Raw genomic sequence first — 18,451 nt, 5'->3', positions numbered from 1 at the left:
TCGGAGAGTAGATCCGAATCTAGCTCTTCCGAGGATATCCGTTCACCATCAGGTACCTCTGGTGAAGATGATGGATATGCATCTACATCCTCTTTAGACTCCGAACAGTCACCAAATCCCAGAGCCAATGGAGGCGGATCTAATCGGGTGTCTCAATCTGATAGCGGACAAGTATCTTCGTCAGAAGGTAGTTCTGATCAGAGAACTGACCAATCGCAAACACCGAAGAGTGACACTAAATTCACCGCCGAAAATTCAAAAACTAGGAGCAAAGGATCAGAGATAGAGAAGAGAACGAGTTCTTCTTCCCCTTCCGGAGAACAAGACAGTGAACAAACGTTCTCATCAAGCACCACAAATCCTGAGGTATCTCAATCCGGGACTGATATTCAGAATTCAGTGATGAGCAATTCGACTACTGTTGGTTCAATGGATAATAAAAGTGGTCGTATGCCGAAAGAAGGGATGAAACAGAAGGCGTTGCTCATGGCCAATTCAAAAAAATACATATTGGCTGGATTAGCTACTCTTCTAGCCAGTCTGACATCTCACTTGGGTATGGCCGGGTCTGGAAGCACCCCTGAAATCAGCTCCAAATTCAGACGTATGATTCGCAAACTCCGTGAATGGATAACCGATAAAACGCATAATATCTGGTTTACGTTCCTGGCTGTTTATCACGACGACAACGACGAAGTGTTAGAAAATGAGGCTCGGAGTATGATCTACTCAGAAGTGTGCGAAATGCCAGGCGTCCATATTTCAAAGCTCGACGACGAGATGGATTGGACTCGGTCGACGATCAGGTACCACTCTCGGATATTGCAAAATGAGGATCTCATAACATCGGAGAATTCCCAAGGGAAACACCGCCTGTATCCGAATATCGAGCTCAATAAGGACCTTGAAGCCGCTTTGAGTGATCGGTCTACCCGGAAGGTCCTTGAGTGTCTGTATGAGTCTGATGGGCTGTCTGGATCGGACATTGCATCGAAGGTCCATCAGGACCGCAGTACAACCCATCATCATCTAACCCGGCTGGAAGAAGAGGGGTTGATTGAACGAGAAAAATCGGGACGGTCGAAGATTAACCGTCTCACCAGCGAAACACGGGTTGCATTAGAGAATCGGGATTCGTTTTTGTGAGGTCTCTCTCGTTTCGGGGTTCTACCCAGATCTCTGCCAGTTGAATTATTGCACATTCACTTTTGAAAACCAGACAAGAAGAGACATTAGTTGGCTAATAACAGTCAGGACTGATTGTTTGTCGCTCTATTTGATTTTTTCACCATGTATTTTTGAGAAACATTCATATGGGTGGGGGTATAATATAGGGGCAACTCAACCACACTGCTAGCCCCCGAGTCATAAGGACTCCCTCCCTGGCGACACGCCGGATGACCCTAGGGACTCGTTCCAACACGTTTCTTTCAAAACGTGTGCTCAACAGTGTGATCTATCTCCACATCGGCGGTTAGTGGGGGGTCGAAACGTGCAGATTAGTGGTTGGTTTTCATCATTCACTATGTCCACAGCAACGTCTATCGACCCTGATTCGGATGCATCGGACCTTACGTCAGAATGTCTCGAATGTGATTCAACATATGTTCTAGAGACGGGCTATTCCGATCGATTTTGTACCGAACGGTGTCATCGGAACGCCGATCGTTGCGCGTACTGTGATGACGTGATGGGGGAACACCATCCTTCATCTCATGACTTTTGTTCGTATGAATGTCTGTATCGCAAGATTGCTCAGGACATACTCTCGAAAATTCGCTACGACCATCGCTGGTGCGCCAACTGTTACAAGAAGATCCGAATTGTTTATCCACCGACGCGGAAAGCGGATTCGTCGACTGTTATCACGGATGAGGAAGGGGAACCCGTTTTATTCAAAAAAGAGATCCCAGAGTGCGCGATAGGTCGTGCATTCCCGACAGATAACACGGTAGAAGGGTTAGTTGCTCGACGGAGTCCAAGGGATCCAGTAGGAGGGGAGTGGGAAGTCGAATCAAAGGATGGTGATTCTCTTCGCCAGATTTGTTCATGCGGTGCATGCCACCATACGACGATTGATCGGCCTATTACAAAATCCAGGGCAATCGAATTCACACGAAATCTTTCAGACGCTCTTGACTATCTGTACTACGAAGAGAGCATAGATCACCAACATTGCCGAGACACACTTTTGTACGAAGTTGGTGAGCAGAAGTCTGATCCAGATGTTCGATTTGAGGATCAGAAGATCTTCGTCCGTGCATTGGCATCCGCGATGATCGAACACAGATATTAGCTCTACTTTCTTTCAATGACTAACGATACTTCCCAAGACATCCACGAGAACGCCCCTACAGACGGGCAGGGCCGTCCGCTTCACCCAGAAAATGATTATCATATCTGTGGTGCGAACAAAAGCGACAAGACGACCGAAACGCCACATGGCCGCGAACGAGACGACTATGAGTACTGTCTCCAACGTGCTGGAAAAGGAACGAATCACGTAGGGAAAGGACGATGTAGCAATCACGGTGGGTGTGGGGGTGCGCCAGAAGGCGAGAAAAATGGCTCATACAAGGGAGGCGCATATTCTGCTGCACTTCGTGAACGAATCACCGAGGAAGAAGAAGATCTAATCGAGGACTTCATCGAGTCGACGCAGGATCCTACGTCGAAGGACGCGAAGAAGATGGTCCAGGAAGCAGCTGCAATGGCGTTCATCCGATTCAACCGAGGTGGCGATCCATCGTTCCTCCGAGAATATCGACAACTCTGCAGTGAGTTCAACCTTGTTGACGCCACTGATCACGTTGCGGTCAGTGAAGGCGAGGACTGGTACGACAACCTGCGAGCAGCGCAGGAAGAATTGGAGACCGATTCGGACGAGGAGGTCTAACGATGGGGTATGCGTACTTTTGCAATCGGTGTAAGAAGAACAAGCGGGGGGTAAAAGCATTCGAAGGAGAGGTCCCTGACTACTTCATTGAAAATACGGAAGAGGGTGCAGACTTTGCTCACCTACAAGGAGATAGGATAGATCTCTGCCCTGGCTGTGCAATAAAGATTGTTTTAGAAGATATCGTCGATAACGACCCCTAATTTACTGTATTTCTATGTCTGAGTCTGCTAGTGGTAACTTTACAAAAGAGGCATTTAAGCAGTTTGCCGACCGAGACAATCCAGAACGGTTTGTTATTCTGGCTGAGAAGGTCTTAGGTCTTCGGCTTGCAGAGACTCAGAAACGGATTCTTCGTGCAGTTGCCCAGAACAAATACGTCCTCATCCAGTCGGGCAACGGTGTCGGAAAATCGTACGTTGTGGCGGCTCTCAACCTTGCATTTTTACTGGCACGGATGGAGGCAATCGTTTTCTGTACCTCCGGGACCTACAACACTCTCGAAGACACCATCTGGCGACCAATGGAGTCGATGCATAAGCGGCTTGAGCTACCAGGGACTCCAAAACGTTCGCCACCTCGCATAGAAGACCTTCCCAATCCAGATTCGTTCTTCCGAGCGATCGCGCCCAAACACCCGAGCAACCTAGAGGGCCGTCACGGTGCGAACATGCTGGTGATCGTCGAAGAGGCCGACAAACCTGACGTCACAAAAGATCATATTACTTCAGCTGAATCCAGTATCACTGACGTACATGATCGGATGGTTGTCATCTGTAATCCTCCAGATGACGAATCAAACATCGTTCATCAACTTGCTCAACCAGAGAGCAAGTACAAATTCGTTCAATTCTCCAGTTTTGAGAGCCATAATGCGCTTATCGATGCTGGAAAAATAGAGGGTGAGAAAATCCCTGGTCTTGTCGAGCTCTCGAAAATCAAGGAAGACTGGGAAAGTTATAACCACGAAGATTGGCCGGGTTTTGAAACAGCCCGATATGCACATGAAGAGCGTGACGATTTAGACGCTCGTTGGTATAAAAAACGAGCAGGAGTCATTCCACCTGCGAACGCTGCGATTCGCCGGCCAATCTACCATCATCACGTCAAAGCTGCATGTGATCGATACGACGCCCTTTCAGACGAAGAGAAGGCGGCAATTACACCAATCCGCCAAGGAATTGGTGTAGACATTGGTCATGAAGGAGGTGACTTAACGGCTATCCTTCAGATCCGCGGAAAGCTCCTTGAGCAGTGGGCAGTCGAACAATATCAGTCCCCTTCGGAAAACGAGGCTCTAATTGCGAATGCCATCGAATCAGGTGACCTCTTAGGTATTTGCGCAATGGACGCAATCGGTGAAGGGTCTGGTCCAGCACATGGAATATCCAGACAGTATCGGGCTGGATTCCGGTTCAAAGCAAACGAAGTCCCGGCAGATGATGCAGAATACGCTGATAAGAAAACTGAAGCCTACACACTCCTTGGGAAATTCCTCCGAGATGGAGGGATGGTCCCTCCGGGAGAGATCCGTGACGAGCTGTATGCAGCATCCCGATCGATGGAGTATGACAAGCGGACGCGGGGTGGAGATACGGTTTTAGTAACCTCAAAGGACCCTGTCAAAGAACGGTTGGAACGATCTCCTGACCGACTCGACGCTGCATCCATGACTGTGTGGGCTGCTACAATCGAGAACCCGCATTCAGTTGGCGGTGATTCTGCCGGTATTTACGATATTGACCCATGGTGAACTATGGATAAGGACACTTCTACTCAAGATATTCAACATTCTTCAAGTGATCGGGGACGTGCGTTTCTAACGTTACAAGCGGCTCAGAACGGCGAACAACCACCAGATGTCTCCGACGAAGAAGCGGCGCAGATCGGAGACATGTTCTCAAACGCGTCATCCACCGTGAAGCGGTCGCGCCGGAAGTTGGCAGCACAGGATGTTGGATCTTCTCACGATGGGGAGCGACAAATTTGGGATACGCTTGGGTATCCAGATATCGGTTCGATATCGGCGGATGCGTTCGAAGAGCGATACCGACGCCAGGATATCGCACGCGCAATCATAAGTGCCCCTGTCGAGACAACGTGGCGAGAACGCCCGGTTATTACTGATACCGATGGTGAAGACGACGCGCCCACGACAGAATTCGAAAAGGATATTCAGAAGCTAGTTGACGGGAAGCATCTTCATCGTGGACTGCTTCATTGCTGTGAGTGGGGAGACCGTCGTTCTCGAATCGGGGAGTATGGATTGCTTTTCCTCGGGTTCGCGGATGGCCGCAAAATGGATCAGCCAGTCAATGTCGAAGAGCTCTCAAGCATATCTGATTTGCAATACATAATCCCAATTTCTCAAACAAATATTGAGGAATGGGATCTGAAAGATACTGGCGACTCACGGGCCCTTTCTTTGGATGGGACACCAATCCCAGAAATAAACAAGAATGATGACGAAGAAAGTGACGATGAATCAGATCCTCTCACACAGGAGCCTGGCCATCCAGAAACCTATACTGTCAAATTCCAAGAAGAAACAGCAGATCGTGGTGAGCCGGAGACTGTAAAAAAGAAAGTCCATCATTCTCGGGTCATACATATCGTTGAAAGTCCAGAGACCTCCGAGCTAAAGCACACTCCTGTTCTTGAGCCGATTTACAACCGTCTGATGGACTATGAGAAGGTAATCGGTGCATCTGCGGAAATGTTCTGGAGTAGCGCTGACCGAAAGTTCTTCGCGAGCGCTAACGGTCAGGGAACGACTCCTGAAGACATTGCTCGGTTTGATAATCAGATGTGGGAGATGGTGAATGGGATGCGGACCAGCGTCTATGGCGAGAATATGGACCTGGAAGTTGTTGACGGTCAGAATGTGGATCCAAGCGGCATCATCGATGTGATCATCAAGGCGATCTCTGCAGTCACGGGGATTCCAAAGCGGAAACTGATGGGATCTGAACGTGGTGAGCTCGCATCCTCAATGGATCAAAACACGTGGTTTGGTAAAATAATGGAGCGACAAAATCAATTTGCCGCTCCGGTTATTCTACGTCCGCTGATAGACCGTCTTGTCTCGTTCGGAATTGTAACTCCCGCATCCAAAGGAAAGTACTCAATTAATTGGCCATCGCTGTTCGAACTTGACCAAGAAGAACAGAGTACGGTCAACAAAAACGAAGCACAGGCTGCCAAAGCGGCCGAAGAAGCGATTGCACTTGGGGCACCTCGAGAACCGTTGTACGAACGTCTTGAGTACGATACGGATGCGATTGAGACAGATAGCCAATCGTCTCCTCCCGCTGAACCAGATCCAGAATCAGAATCGGACGTGGAGGCTCAGAAACAGTTCGATGATATCCGATCACGTACTGGGATGAGAGGACGCACAACAAGTTAATAGTGGTTAACTCAGATCATCAATGAGATCAAAATCAAACTTTAAGCGCGAGATTCAACAAATCGTATCGAAATCGGATCTTTCTGATAAGGAAATGGCACGAGTTCTTTCTGAGGTCTCTAGTTCGCTGCGTCCCTCTGTAAATAGCGGTACATCGAATATGACCGTGGCGACGGATAATCCATCTGCGACTAGAGAAATCGATATCGATAATTAATACATTTTAAAACCCGGTATACGGCGGATAGTTGATTTATGGTACGTCTTCCATCAAAAACAGGAGCGTCTGCAGCTCCTGCTTGTGTGACTCCCTTGTTTCAAGGAGCGTGTAGAACCGATTCTGCGAAAATATATGAGCTTTTTGCGTTTTATCAAGAATGTATCGAAAATGCATTAACCAATCTGGAATATGCTGGAAAACAGGACAGAGAGATACAAAATAAATATGACCAATCTTCATCTGAATGCTACGAGCTGTAATTTATATTCATATCCTTCTCTTACAGGAAGCTTCAGTACGGGAAACCCATACTGCAGTGCTTCCAATTGGAACATTCATTTTGGGCTTTCTTCTCGGAATCGGATTAACACTCTTCATCATCAAGTCCGAATTCAGTCAGAAGCACCTTGTGAACGGAACTGCGTTAGCAATCCTAGCAATCTGGACGATCTCGGTAATGGGAGAGATGCATTGGGTGGACTATGTGACTCCTCTGTATATTCACCTCATTGCGGGAATGGCGGCGGGTTCACTCCTCGAAGTCCAAAACACGCTGGTTCCTTCAGGCCAGCTCGGAGGAAATTCTGGGAAGAATACCAACGACAACAACGATGGCCAGAAGTAAAATGGAGGAAACCAATCTATGTCTGATTCAAAGGCAGATCTGGAGGAGTTACTAGACGATTTCCACCCTCTTCGATTTATAGCTCTCGCTTCTGTGTGTGTTCTGCTTCTAATCCTTCTTTCATCTGGATTGAGCTTTGTATACTACTCGTATGTGCCCCAGGACAGACTCATGGAGGTACATAACTTTGAAGTTGAGAATACAACCGAAGGGGCTCCCGCCCTAAATACTACGTTTTCGAGAACAGCACACTATGGGTCTCAAGGAGAAACAACAGTAGAAGTTCATCGAATTTATCGAAACAATGATCGAAGGTCGGTTGCTCAATGGGAGAGAAAACCCTACTTCGAATCGGGGAATGCCACACTACGGATGCGGTATCCTCTCCCGCCAGAGGTGAATCTGCGACCAGGAAACTATTACATGGTGATGGAAATTCGGATCAAACTTCCAGAAGACGTTACTCGGACATTCGAAGTGCGGTCGAATAACTTCACCGTGTATCCGAAAAACAAATCAGAAAAGCCTTCTGCAAAACACCCGACTCCGATTCAAACACAATAGCGGATCTGTTCCTGTGTGTCACCGTTTGATGAAGGAACACCTCTAATCACTCTCTCTAAGAACAATGACTAGTCCTGCTGTTATTCGATCTCTCACGTACATCCTCGGTGGTATTGTTTATTCGAGTGCTGGCTACTTCAAAAACGTCAAAGAAAACCCAAGTACGAGGTTCGACCCTGTCAACTTCACCGAAACTGTTCTCATCGGGGCCGTGGCCGGGTTCATCGCCCTCTATATGGGGGATGACTTCTCGGATGCGTCTCTGGCCGCTGCAATGGGAATTGCAATTCCCATTGTAGACAAAGCTGTCAATATGGCTCGAAACCGAACGTCTCTGTAGTTCTCTCCCCTATTTTTATACAAAACGACTATGAGAGTACAGGAAGGACGGGACGCATCATTTGATGAAGATTCACCGTTCTCTGATAATGATCCAACCGGAACCAGCTCGATAAGGAACGAGCTCATCAATAAATTCACAAACCATTGGATCAGGGTTCAAAAGGACATTACAGAGACGATTGTTGATAACAACGCCTTAGAACAGACAAGTCGGAAGGTGAGATGGGGATCGAATCCTCGTGGCTTCGGTAGCCGATCTACTGACTCTCGACGTCCCATATCCTTTGATGCTACTGATAATGCCGAACTTTTAGAATCTGTTTCAGATTGGCTTCATTCATTACTTGAACACCACGTTCTGAAACCTGTTTCAAAGCAAGCACGCCGAAAAGGGAAGCACTACACGGGAGATTTCATCCGTCGTGCCTATCTTCGAGGATACATGCGTGCTGGTGTTGAGCTTCGGAAAGAGAGGATGGGGGTCTCTGACCGATCACCGCACGAGATACTCTCTGACCAAGCTCATAGCCGACGTCTGCGCCGACTTCAATTTGAGACCTATCATGACGTCGATGTCTTCGTTCAAGCAACTCACGCAAACTTGGTACGAGAAGTATCCAACCAAATCGATGGAATCGACAATCCATCTGAGCTTTCCGAAGCACTAAACGATCGGATCGATGCAGTTGGGATAACGAGAGCAACAGCAACTACCCACTGTAGAGCGGTGCTTGCTGCGAATTATGCTGCACTTCGTCGGTATGAACGTGCGGGATATGATACGGTCTACGTTACAACCAGAGACCACCATCCCTCATGTACTGATTGTACGAGTTTGGCCAATCGTCCATTAGAGGTCTCGAAGATCTATAACCGGGATGCACCATTTCCAGTACTCGATACCCATCCTGAATGCGTGTGTTTTGTCACTGTATCTCCCTCTCAAATTCCAGCTTATTCAGGTTCATAACACACCGCATTTCCACTGAAATATCTGATAGAGATCCCGATGACCTGTTTCGCGTTGCGAACAGCGAGGGTCTGTATCGCTTCATGAGACGAGATATGAGTTGATTTCTTGTATTTCGCCACGTCAGCCGAATCACAGCCTGGTACTCAGTTCAAAGTTCGATAAGCATATAGGAGGGAATTAGCAGGTCCGTTGATGGATCTCTGTTCACTGATTGGATTTGACCGACGATTTAGGATAACTAAATCCCGGTCACCAGGCACAGTGGGATTCTGTGGCTGACGGCGTCCCTCCTATCTTCACACATCTCTTGTTGTTTTCATGTTCTATGATGTTTTGAATAGAAATTTCTTTACACTACTATGGTCGACAATATCTCTCCACAAGACGAAGGAACAGGCGTATCTGATGGCAACGCGGATTACAATGATGCTGCTCAGCTTGCTCAACTCGTTCATTCGCCTAATTCTACGAATTACGTAGTAGATGGCCTTCGTTTCACACCCGACCCTAGTAGTGACACACTCACGATCTCAAAAGGTGTCGCTCGGATCTATATCCCTGAGTTATCTACACGTGATCATACAAACGATTCTTTAGGACCGAATTACGCTGCTCGCACGCTATTGGAGTGCACTCAGGTGGTTCAAAAATCGGCGGAACCAGCACTAGATCTCATCAGTGGTACTAAGAACCATATCTATCTCACGATAGATAACTCGGTGAGAGATGGTGGTAAATTCGTCGTAAAAGAATCTGATACGGATCCTTCAGCTCCTTCAATAAAACTGGGGACTGTCTCTCTTTCAGGCGAAGTAGATTACAACGAGACAAATCGAGATCCGTCGGCAACCTACGAAGCCCTGAACGCAGCGTCCCTAAATATCGATGAGGGTGTCCAGGCAAAGACAGTTGAATCTCAGGGGAACTTTGTGGAACAATCAGTGGATGAGGGAGATGTTCTCACTGTCCCAGAGGGCAAGGCAATGATGGTCTCTGGAGAATACACAGTGAATGGTACACTGGTTGTGAATGGCACAATAACGATCGTATAGCGCAGAACTATTTGCCGATGATTGTAGGGTTGCCCGGCCCTACGGAGGCTTCTACGGGCTCTCCATATTATGATCTGAGATGAGCGAAAAACCGTCCATCGAAGAGCTGTATCGTCTCCAAACAAGCCTCTCATTCAAATCTTCTCGACATGAATCTCAATACTGTTGAGGTAAACTCGGATACTGTCCGCCGTGAGACATTCAAAGGGCGAGAGTATCTGGTCGCGGATGTAACCGCGGCAAAAGCGATGGAACTGAATGGGGGGTATGTACCTGCTCAATCATGGATACAGAGTGTTCCAGAATGGAACGGGACTCCGCTACCAATAGGCCACCCGACGAACACTCGTGGTGAGTATATTTCGGCAAACATCCCGGAAGTCGTCGAAAACACCGTTGTTGGCCAATTCTACAACGTGACATACGCCCAAAACAAGGACTCTCTTGATGGAGAACTTTGGGTTGACGTCAATCGGGCCCGGCAACTTGGCCCCTATGGGGAACGAGTTGTCGAGATGCTCGAACAAGGAGAGCCCCTGGAAGTCTCAACAGCCTATCGGGCTGAAGACGGCGAACCGGGTGTCTACAACGGAGATTTCCGAAACTCAGTCAAGGTCAACCTTCGGCCAGATCACCTAGCAGTCTTACCGGACGATCTCGGCCCAGGCAAATGCTCGGTTGCGGATGGCTGTGGTACTGGAACAACTGGCCTCAAGGCAGTCAATACAGACGAAAGTCCGCAGGCTGTCTACAGCGGGTACTGTGTCAATGGTGACGATGGGCTTGAAGCAGAAAAGGTCTATCTCAATATGAATAACAACGATGACGAAGAGGCCGAAGTGACCGAGGATTCCGAAGAGGCAGAAGAGGCTGAAAAGTCTGAAGAAGCCGAAGAAGCCGATGAATCCACAGAGGCCAATGATGCAGCCCAATCAGAGGAGGTCGACGAATTGGATGAGCAGTCATCCGAATCAGAGCAACACCCCGATGAAGTAAACGAAGATCCACAATCTCTCTTCCAGAAGTTTCTGGATTCTATCGGGATGTCCCCTTCAGATGTCGAATCGAATGTCGGAGATACATCCGAGACGGAATCTCCCGACGATGAACCATGCACGTGTAATGACAGCCTCGACGATGCGGAATCTGTCGAAACTGGCTGTGAGTGCGCGGAGATGAACGATGCAAGCGATGATGAAGGGTCGGAAGACCGTTCGGAGGTTGCAGACGAGTCATCAACCAATTCTACAGATCAAACAATGTCTGAATACGATCTAGAAGTCATTTCTAACGCAACTGGACTGCCTGTCGAACAACTCAAAGAGATGAGCGAGGAACAGCTCGCCAATCTCGACGCTCTCGCGGCGAATGAGGACAAGGACGAATCCGACGAGGAGCCCGAAACCGAGAGTGAGGAGGAAGAAGCGGAAGAAGAGGTGTCTGATGCGGACGACTCCGAGGAATCCGTTCGCGATGCGGTTGATCGCGACCTCCCAGACGCCAAGGGTACTGCTGGCGAAACTGAAGACGAAGGTGTCGCCGACGACGAAGTCGCCGCCAACGCTGACGAACTCGCAGACCGTGTTGCCGAGTCGGTTACGGAACAGGTCAATGCGAACGTCGAGGCGAAGGTCAACCAAATCCTCGATGACCGTGGTATCACCGAAATCGCTGCTAATCACAAGGAAGAGAAGCAGCAAGAACGGGATATGAAGGTCAATACGATCCTGTCGAATACCGACAAATACTCTGAAGAACAGCTTCGGGGTATGGATGACAGTACCCTCAAAACGACGGCTGACCTTGTCAGCACCAATACGGCTGGTGCAGACTTCGGAGCCCGTCCTGTCCAGCAAGCGACGACTGGCAACAGTTCTTCGGATGGCCCAGCGACGACGGGCACGATGAAGGACTATCAAGAACAGTCCAGCAATTAAACAGACGTATAACACCGCACATCGCGTGCGTGTGATTTCTTCCCTGTGATCTCTCGATGAGATCAATCTTTACGATCTACAATGGCTAAGCAAGATCCTACTACGGTTATTCTGCGCGGTACTGACCAAGTCGAATACAAAGAACGCCCGGCCAGTGGTACGGTTAGCCCTGGTGAAGTTGTCGAATACTCTGGTGGCAACGTTCAGTCGCAATCCACGGAAGGTGGCGTTACGACCCCGATGTTTGCCATCGAGCGTCGTGCCCGTGGCATGCTCGCGGACGACCCAGACGGCCTCCACGACGAATACGCCGATGGCGAATACGTCCTCTACGGTCTTCTCGACAAGGGCCACCAAGCATGGGCCTTCCTCGCGGCAGGCGAGTCCGTCTCCGACGGGACGCCTCTCGTGATGGATGGTTCGGGTGGCTTCCAGGCCATCGACCAGGACGGGACGGCTCCTGACGATTCGGCAGGCGCGGTGGTTGCGCAAGCAATCGAGACTGTCGATAACTCGGGCGCTTCGGAGCGGACGCGTGTCCGCGTCGAGGTCGTCTAATCTAGTATAGCTCTCTAATCTCAATTCTCAAACATAATACATAATTCTACTACAATGAGTGGAAACTCTGCAGTCAACCCTGGCGACGCACAGCAGACTTACAATGGCGAAGTTGGCGGAACGACGCTGGCATGGAGCCAGATGGACGCGAATTCTGCCGACGAACGGCGTGCGATTCGTGCGAACGACACGTCTCTCTTCGACGGCGAATGGGAACAACTGGACCGTACGGTCTTCCCGGCACTCCAAGACTCGCTCGTTCTCTATAACGCGATCGAAGGTGCTGGTCTCACCCAGGACATCACGATGGCTCACACCGAGAGCACGTGGCATGTCCAGGGCGACATGACTGACGCCGAATACGCGATGGATCCCCGCACTCGGAGCGAGGAAGACACCGTCGCGATGGGCAAGCAAGGTGTCCCGATCCCGCTTACCCACAAAGACTACCGGATCGGCGAGCGTGAACTCCGCGCCAGCCGAAACATGGGTACGGGTCTGGACACGATGATGGCGCGTATCGCCGCCCGCAAGGTCGGTGCCGCGCTCGAGGATCTCATCCTCTACGGTGTCCCGGACCTTCAGGTCCAGAACAACGGCAACATGCTCAATCTCCCCGGACTTCTCAACTATCAGAACCGTGTTGAGTACCAGGGATCGACCTGGAGCGACACCTCGAACGTCATCACGGACCTCAACCAGATGATCCTCAAGCTGGAACAGGCTGGTTTCGACGCTGGTGGCCGAGGATACTGGCTCCTCCACGGAACGGAGCAGAACAGCCAGTTCCGTAAAGACTACAAACCCGGTGCAGACGCTGGCGACAAGCAGGTCGCCGACCGTGTCGCTGACATCAGCGAGATCCAGAATGAGATGTACGTTCCGCGAATGCCTGACGGCCAGGCCTTGCTCTTCAAGCCTATCCCGGAAGTCATCGACGTTGCTCGTGACCCAAGTGGTGTGCAAAACATCCAGTGGAACACTCACGGCGGCATGGAGCACCAGTTCAAGGTCCTCGCACTTGCTGCCCCACGTATCAAATCGATGTACGACGGCTCCTGTGGTATCGTTCACGCGACCAACCTGAGCTAATCGACATCGTTCATTTAGCGCCATTTAGCGATCTTTTGACCGGAATTTCCGGCCATCCATTCATGGCAGACAAGCAACTTTACGAAGTACTGGATCGACCGGTTCATTCCGCCGAGACAGTCTACGAACCTGGAGAACAGATCGAGCTTCCCCCGGATGCGGCCTGCGCATTCGAAGATAATCTCACGCTCGTTGAAAAGGCAGCCCAAGCCCAGTCGGAACAATCGTCATCGGACGACAAATCGGAGGAGGAAGAAAACACGAGTGACGAGTCGGACACCTCGGACGAAGACTCCTCTGAAGACGAAGCTCCTGATCCGGATGAAGTAGTTCCGGATGAGTACGAAGAGTGGAACATGGGCGAATTTAAATCCTGGGTCCAGGATACGGATCTCTCTGACGAGGAGTTCGAAGCTGTCATCACGTACGAGGAAGACCACAAGGACCGGTCGACGATCCTTGAGGATTTCTCCGAGATGCGCGACGACGCTGAGAATTAATAAGAGGTTCATTCGATGGTAAACTTCATTCCAGAGTATGATTCTCGGAATGTGGATCAGGTAAACAGCTGGATCGAATCAAATGAAGATTCGCTGAGTATCCAGCAGCTGCATACGATCGTCGACTACGAAAAAGATCACAAAAACAGAATCACTGTACTCCGCCCACTAGCGGATCGACTCGGTGACCGTGATCCAACGACCATCGATGAGATGACTTCCAAACGGGAAATCCTTGATCAATCCGAAGACGATGACGAATCTCCGGAAGTCGCCAAGGTAAAACCGGATAGCAACTACTTCGCTGGCCGATGGTATAGTCGCTCGACGATCATCGTCCCGTGGTCTCGACGTGTCGAGAAAGCGATTGAGCGTGGCGATGGTGAACTCGTTCAGAAATACGAGGATCCAGATGAGGCAGGGGTCACCAATGGTCTATGAATCATCGGTCACGGTAGATGAAGTCCGAACTGCCCTCAACAATATCTCGGAAGATGTTGTTTCGGACGCGACAATCGAACAAGCTATCGCACGGGCAGAGTCAAAAGTCGAACCCTATGCGTCTGGTCGCGTATCGCAACGTGATCTCAAGTTTGCAGTGATTGACTGGGCAGCGTATCGTGTTGTTTCGACGAACCGAACACTGTTCAAGAAATCCAAAGGCGCGCTGGATCTCTCCACATCGTACGATATTCAATCGTGGATAGAGAGTCTTCGGGACAATCGAGACGACTCAATGGAGGAGATCTCCCAAGAGACGTCCCCGGACCTCTATACGCTTGGAGATCGCCGCCAACGAAATCGGACTCGCTTTAGGTGATCACATGCCTGTTACAGATGAAAATCACATCCCTGAAGCAAAAACGGCGATCAGAACAGGTTCCCGGAAGGCATTACACGACATCGGGAAAGGTGTTACAGAGCAGATCGATCAAGGGTTCGAACACGGCGAAGACGCTCTGGGACAAAGTTGGAAACCACTTGCCGAGGAAACCATTCGCAAAAAGGGGAGTAGCGAAATCCTCATCGAAAGCGGCGATATGAGGAAATCAATTGGTTACGATGTGAATCTCGGCGATATGGTTGTACGGGTTGGTTCAAACGATCCCAAGCTCGAAGCCCATGAACGTGGGGTCCCGGAGAGGGGCTTACCACCTCGACCGGTTTTGACTCCTGCTGGAATCTGGGCAGAAAAGGAATTCGCACCAGAGACCTTCCGTGAACGTGTTAGTGGCTATCTGGACCGTCTTCTGTAACCTCATATGATGACCTCACTCACTGCTGATGTCATAGAAGACCCTGACTTTTCCAGCACGCTCACTCACATTCCACTCGAAGATGTCGAAAATAGGGATGGGAGAGCGATTCCACAATTCGGGACCCCGACAGAGATTGTTGGTCTTGTGCGGCCGAAATCAGTCGCGGAATTCGAGATAGTTCCAAGTGGCCAAGAAGATGCAGCAGAGCTGTATCTGTTCGTCGGGCCTTCATATGGTGTTGAAAATGATGATCGAATCATCTTCCGGAATTCGAAGTACCGGACTGTTGAGCAACAGATAAACCATACAGATGATGAGTTTTCGCTCTTTGGTCTAATCGAGGATTCACGATCGACAGAACCTGACACGGACTCTAGTGACGATTCTGATTACGTCATCGTGGACTGATAACGAGCAGCTGGTCTGTATATCGATAATCACTATATCAACTAATGCTACCGAGACAAACTCGAAACCGAATTCTATCTCATCTTCCCGGGTCGGTTGATATCAATGTCGATGGGCAGACCCGTCGATATAGCTTCGAGAAATGGTGGGCGAAAGAAGACCATGAGATCGATTACCCGATGATCGTTGTCTCAAAGAAACAAAGCGGGAGTCTTCGGACGCAAGACCAACCCTTCGACGATCGATTAGGATCACGACCGAGTGACAAACCAAATGTCTCTCAAGAAGTGATACGTGGTCAGAGGTTAGAAGACGACGTTTCGATCGTTTGTGGGGCAAAGGGGGTAAGTGATGGTCTTTCTTCTGCCGACCGTGCTGATGAGATGGCTCAGAAGGTTGCGTGGTACCTTCGCAATAAATTGCCAGACAGCAAACTTGCAGAATCGGGTGACAGAGGAGAGATCCCGATACTGGTACCAACCCCCTCGGTTGTCGGACCATCGGATGTGAGTCATCTCGTGGATGATTCGATGGTTGGCCGATATGAGGTTACTGCACAGATAAAGTACACCTCTGCGACACGGGAAGAGAAAACCTCGGCAAACGACTACGAAGCTTCTGTTCAGTTCGATTAGTAACCGCACTTGCGAGTTACGTTCTACGGCACCTCGGCCGTTATCCGGGGTATTTAGACTCTTTCAATTCTCTAAGACATGCCTAGTCCAAACGATATCGTAGATATAGACGTCTCTACAACTACTGGGACGATTGCGAAACCGACGTATAATACGGCAGCTGTCATTGGCCGATCCACCGACGCACCGGATGGTGGTTACAACCAGGCCGAATGGTATTCTGACCCGAACAAAGTTGCTACTGATTATGGAGATGGATCCGATGTCCACGAGTCGAGTAAAGTGCTCGACGCAATGGGTGTCGAAGACTGGATCGTAATCGTTCTCGAAGAGAAAAAGATCTCGGATGAAGTCGTCGGAAATTCCGACACGTCGACCTCATCTTCAGGGGAAGTCTCCGAAGCACCTGTTGCTGGTAGCTACAGCGTTGATGTTCGGGTCGACGGAACATCCCAGTCTGTCACACCCGTCACCGAGACGCCTCCAGGAAATGAAGAATCTCCTGGTTCGGGGGAAGCGAAGTTCAATTACGAAACAGGCCAGCTCATAACTGGCGATTCATCATCCGGGTCTGGCGAAGGCATCCAAGTCACGTATAACACCGTCTTGTGGACTGAAGCCAAAGCCCCCCTCGAAGCAAAAGAGGTGGACCTTGCGATCATGGCCGATACCGGTGTCGACAAACGGTATATCGGTGATCTCGACGAGCTCGTCACGTGGGCGTCTGCAAACAAGTGTGGTGTCATTGCTTGTGGACCAAACAGCAACAATTACCCCGACGACGAAGCCGCTCGCATAGAGCATGAGGATATCTCGGACTACGTCCAGGCGGGGAACCTGCTCTGGTTCGCTCGTAAGTCGCCTGATGACGCTGCTGCGTACATTCTGGGACAGTGTGCAACCAATGAACCGTTCCACGACCCGATGTACTACAGCGGGGATTATCCCGGTCTCACAATCGACAATTTCCGAAAGGAAATTGTTGGGGAGCCGGGGGAGCCTGACACCTTCGAGGGTGGAAATAGCGACGGCACGGGGCAGACTAACGTCTTAATCACCGCACATGGAAAGACGGTTCTCTCGAATTCGTTGACCACCGCGGGTGAAGCTTCGGACTATCGATTCTTCGACGTCTGGAGAACCGAGAAATTCATCGCCGAAGAAGCAGAGCGTGCTCTCGTCGCACTGCACATCCGGGAAGACAAGATCCCATTCACTAGTGCTGGGAAGATTCTCATCGAGCATGCGTTGAAGGATGCTCTTGCACAGTATGTCGGGGCTTCGCAGCCGTTCCTGGAGCTCAACATCAACGTCCCCGAACGTTCCGATCTTTCTGATGACAATATTCAGAATCGGATCTTCGGCCCGATTACAATCGATGGAACGCTCTCGAGTAACGCCCACCAGTTCGACGTTGGTCTCAACGTCTCGGTGGCGTAATATACGACCTTTCTCTCTAAACAATGCCAGAATCTTACTACCCTGTTGAAGATATCAAAGAGTACGACGTCCGTACGGCAGCTTTTGTCGTCGGAGGCAATCGTATCGAAGACATCGAATCCTTCGGATGGGACTCTACAAAAGACCACGAAGCGCAAGCCACAGTTGACAACAACCGCATCTGGGTTAAAGCAGTGCCAGAAATCTCTGGAACGTGTATCATGAAGGCAACTTCCCCTTCAATTGGTGCGGTTCGGTCAATCTACGAAAACGACCAGGTAATGTCGATTTCGGGCCAGCTTGCAGATCAAGACGGAATGAGCTCGCTGACCTTTATCGGTTGCATGCTGACTGGTGTCAATCGGTCTGATCACGAAATCAACGGAATGCCAACTGTTGAAGTTGATTGGGAGGGGGTGGGATCAGCCTAATGTTGGATCAAGAGGCCGCTCAGCAAGGTATTTTCGTTGCTTGAGTGGCATCTGGTGCGCTGGTATGTTGGTTACTGACGATTTCGTTAACTCACCTTCATTGCGACTGT

At 49.9% G+C, this 18,451-nt stretch carries 20 protein-coding genes; all 20 read left to right on the top strand.

Annotation, left to right across the window (positions count from 1 at the left end):
* The first annotated feature begins 147 nt into the window (after positions 1 to 147).
* The 20 genes from AC1XDK_RS20715 (at position 148) to AC1XDK_RS20620 (ending at position 18,341) form a co-directional block, all read left to right on the top strand.
* A complete protein-coding gene (locus AC1XDK_RS20715) occupies positions 148 to 1,146 on the top strand; it encodes a winged helix-turn-helix transcriptional regulator (protein WP_483351876.1) in 999 nt (332 codons plus the stop codon).
* 1,165 nt (positions 1,147 to 2,311) lie between these two features.
* Entirely contained in the window at positions 2,312 to 2,896 is a 585-nt protein-coding gene (locus tag AC1XDK_RS20710; protein ID WP_483351875.1) for a 4'-phosphopantetheinyl transferase family protein, read from the top strand.
* Between the two features lie 2 nt (positions 2,897 to 2,898).
* Positions 2,899 to 3,099, top strand: coding sequence for a hypothetical protein (locus AC1XDK_RS20705; protein WP_483351874.1), 201 nt, complete (start codon positions 2,899 to 2,901; stop codon positions 3,097 to 3,099).
* A gap of 14 nt (positions 3,100 to 3,113) precedes the next feature.
* The gene (locus tag AC1XDK_RS20700; RefSeq protein WP_483351873.1) at positions 3,114 to 4,649 is read left to right on the top strand and encodes a hypothetical protein; all 1,536 of its coding nucleotides are present in this window, start codon (positions 3,114 to 3,116) and stop codon (positions 4,647 to 4,649) included.
* Between the two features lie 3 nt (positions 4,650 to 4,652).
* Positions 4,653 to 6,305: an anti-CBASS protein Acb1 family protein gene (locus AC1XDK_RS20695; RefSeq protein ID WP_483351872.1), complete on the top strand. Its 1,653-nt coding sequence runs from the start codon at positions 4,653 to 4,655 to the stop codon at positions 6,303 to 6,305.
* A gap of 464 nt (positions 6,306 to 6,769) precedes the next feature.
* Positions 6,770 to 7,150 (top strand): hypothetical protein, encoded by a 381-nt coding sequence (locus tag AC1XDK_RS20690; RefSeq protein WP_483351871.1) that lies wholly within the window; start codon positions 6,770 to 6,772, stop codon positions 7,148 to 7,150.
* Between the two features lie 18 nt (positions 7,151 to 7,168).
* A complete protein-coding gene (locus AC1XDK_RS20685) occupies positions 7,169 to 7,714 on the top strand; it encodes a hypothetical protein (protein ID WP_483351870.1) in 546 nt (181 codons plus the stop codon).
* Positions 7,715 to 7,778: 64 nt separating this feature from the next.
* On the top strand, positions 7,779 to 8,054 hold the full coding sequence (locus AC1XDK_RS20680) for a hypothetical protein (RefSeq protein WP_483351869.1): 276 nt from the start codon (positions 7,779 to 7,781) through the stop codon (positions 8,052 to 8,054).
* A gap of 30 nt (positions 8,055 to 8,084) precedes the next feature.
* The gene (locus tag AC1XDK_RS20675) at positions 8,085 to 9,026 is read left to right on the top strand and encodes a hypothetical protein (RefSeq protein WP_483351868.1); all 942 of its coding nucleotides are present in this window, start codon (positions 8,085 to 8,087) and stop codon (positions 9,024 to 9,026) included.
* A gap of 641 nt (positions 9,027 to 9,667) precedes the next feature.
* Positions 9,668 to 10,081 carry a hypothetical protein gene (locus AC1XDK_RS20670; RefSeq protein WP_483351867.1) on the top strand — a complete coding sequence of 138 codons (414 nt, stop codon included), beginning with the start codon at positions 9,668 to 9,670 and terminating at the stop codon, positions 10,079 to 10,081.
* Positions 10,082 to 10,230: 149 nt separating this feature from the next.
* Positions 10,231 to 12,018, top strand: a complete 1,788-nt coding sequence (locus AC1XDK_RS20665; RefSeq protein ID WP_483351866.1) for a hypothetical protein — start codon at positions 10,231 to 10,233, stop codon at positions 12,016 to 12,018.
* Positions 12,019 to 12,258: 240 nt separating this feature from the next.
* Positions 12,259 to 12,576, top strand: coding sequence for a hypothetical protein (locus AC1XDK_RS20660; protein ID WP_483351865.1), 318 nt, complete (start codon positions 12,259 to 12,261; stop codon positions 12,574 to 12,576).
* A gap of 54 nt (positions 12,577 to 12,630) precedes the next feature.
* A complete protein-coding gene (locus AC1XDK_RS20655; protein WP_483351864.1) occupies positions 12,631 to 13,668 on the top strand; it encodes a major capsid protein in 1,038 nt (345 codons plus the stop codon).
* 62 nt (positions 13,669 to 13,730) lie between these two features.
* On the top strand, positions 13,731 to 14,168 hold the full coding sequence (locus tag AC1XDK_RS20650) for a hypothetical protein (RefSeq protein ID WP_483351863.1): 438 nt from the start codon (positions 13,731 to 13,733) through the stop codon (positions 14,166 to 14,168).
* 15 nt (positions 14,169 to 14,183) lie between these two features.
* Positions 14,184 to 14,609, top strand: a complete 426-nt coding sequence (locus tag AC1XDK_RS20645; RefSeq protein ID WP_483351862.1) for a hypothetical protein — start codon at positions 14,184 to 14,186, stop codon at positions 14,607 to 14,609.
* Positions 14,610 to 14,947: 338 nt separating this feature from the next.
* Positions 14,948 to 15,424 carry a phage virion morphogenesis family protein gene (locus AC1XDK_RS20640; protein WP_483351861.1) on the top strand — a complete coding sequence of 159 codons (477 nt, stop codon included), beginning with the start codon at positions 14,948 to 14,950 and terminating at the stop codon, positions 15,422 to 15,424.
* A 6-nt stretch (positions 15,425 to 15,430) separates the two neighbouring features.
* Entirely contained in the window at positions 15,431 to 15,835 is a 405-nt protein-coding gene (locus AC1XDK_RS20635; protein ID WP_483351860.1) for a hypothetical protein, read from the top strand.
* A 383-nt stretch (positions 15,836 to 16,218) separates the two neighbouring features.
* A complete protein-coding gene (locus AC1XDK_RS20630) occupies positions 16,219 to 16,470 on the top strand; it encodes a hypothetical protein (RefSeq protein ID WP_483351859.1) in 252 nt (83 codons plus the stop codon).
* A 78-nt stretch (positions 16,471 to 16,548) separates the two neighbouring features.
* A complete protein-coding gene (locus AC1XDK_RS20625; RefSeq protein ID WP_483351858.1) occupies positions 16,549 to 17,910 on the top strand; it encodes a hypothetical protein in 1,362 nt (453 codons plus the stop codon).
* A gap of 23 nt (positions 17,911 to 17,933) precedes the next feature.
* Positions 17,934 to 18,341 carry a hypothetical protein gene (locus tag AC1XDK_RS20620; RefSeq protein ID WP_483351857.1) on the top strand — a complete coding sequence of 136 codons (408 nt, stop codon included), beginning with the start codon at positions 17,934 to 17,936 and terminating at the stop codon, positions 18,339 to 18,341.
* Positions 18,342 to 18,451: the final 110 nt, after the last annotated feature.

The organism is Haladaptatus sp. HS23 (genome assembly GCF_056892285.1).
Note: the sequence above shows the minus strand (reverse complement) of the source record. Positions and strands in the feature narration are given on the sequence as shown.

Coding starts and splice junctions, on each gene's coding strand:
- AC1XDK_RS20710 (WP_483351875.1), top strand. CDS start 2,312: ATGACTAACGATACTTCCCAAGACATCCACGAGAACGCCCCTACAGAC.
- AC1XDK_RS20705 (WP_483351874.1), top strand. CDS start 2,899: ATGGGGTATGCGTACTTTTGCAATCGGTGTAAGAAGAACAAGCGGGGG.
- AC1XDK_RS20700 (WP_483351873.1), top strand. CDS start 3,114: ATGTCTGAGTCTGCTAGTGGTAACTTTACAAAAGAGGCATTTAAGCAG.
- AC1XDK_RS20695 (WP_483351872.1), top strand. CDS start 4,653: ATGGATAAGGACACTTCTACTCAAGATATTCAACATTCTTCAAGTGAT.
- AC1XDK_RS20690 (WP_483351871.1), top strand. CDS start 6,770: ATGCTACGAGCTGTAATTTATATTCATATCCTTCTCTTACAGGAAGCT.
- AC1XDK_RS20685 (WP_483351870.1), top strand. CDS start 7,169: ATGTCTGATTCAAAGGCAGATCTGGAGGAGTTACTAGACGATTTCCAC.
- AC1XDK_RS20680 (WP_483351869.1), top strand. CDS start 7,779: ATGACTAGTCCTGCTGTTATTCGATCTCTCACGTACATCCTCGGTGGT.
- AC1XDK_RS20675 (WP_483351868.1), top strand. CDS start 8,085: ATGAGAGTACAGGAAGGACGGGACGCATCATTTGATGAAGATTCACCG.
- AC1XDK_RS20665 (WP_483351866.1), top strand. CDS start 10,231: ATGAATCTCAATACTGTTGAGGTAAACTCGGATACTGTCCGCCGTGAG.
- AC1XDK_RS20660 (WP_483351865.1), top strand. CDS start 12,259: ATGTTTGCCATCGAGCGTCGTGCCCGTGGCATGCTCGCGGACGACCCA.
- AC1XDK_RS20655 (WP_483351864.1), top strand. CDS start 12,631: ATGAGTGGAAACTCTGCAGTCAACCCTGGCGACGCACAGCAGACTTAC.
- AC1XDK_RS20650 (WP_483351863.1), top strand. CDS start 13,731: ATGGCAGACAAGCAACTTTACGAAGTACTGGATCGACCGGTTCATTCC.
- AC1XDK_RS20645 (WP_483351862.1), top strand. CDS start 14,184: ATGGTAAACTTCATTCCAGAGTATGATTCTCGGAATGTGGATCAGGTA.
- AC1XDK_RS20635 (WP_483351860.1), top strand. CDS start 15,431: ATGATGACCTCACTCACTGCTGATGTCATAGAAGACCCTGACTTTTCC.
- AC1XDK_RS20630 (WP_483351859.1), top strand. CDS start 16,219: ATGGCTCAGAAGGTTGCGTGGTACCTTCGCAATAAATTGCCAGACAGC.
- AC1XDK_RS20625 (WP_483351858.1), top strand. CDS start 16,549: ATGCCTAGTCCAAACGATATCGTAGATATAGACGTCTCTACAACTACT.
- AC1XDK_RS20620 (WP_483351857.1), top strand. CDS start 17,934: ATGCCAGAATCTTACTACCCTGTTGAAGATATCAAAGAGTACGACGTC.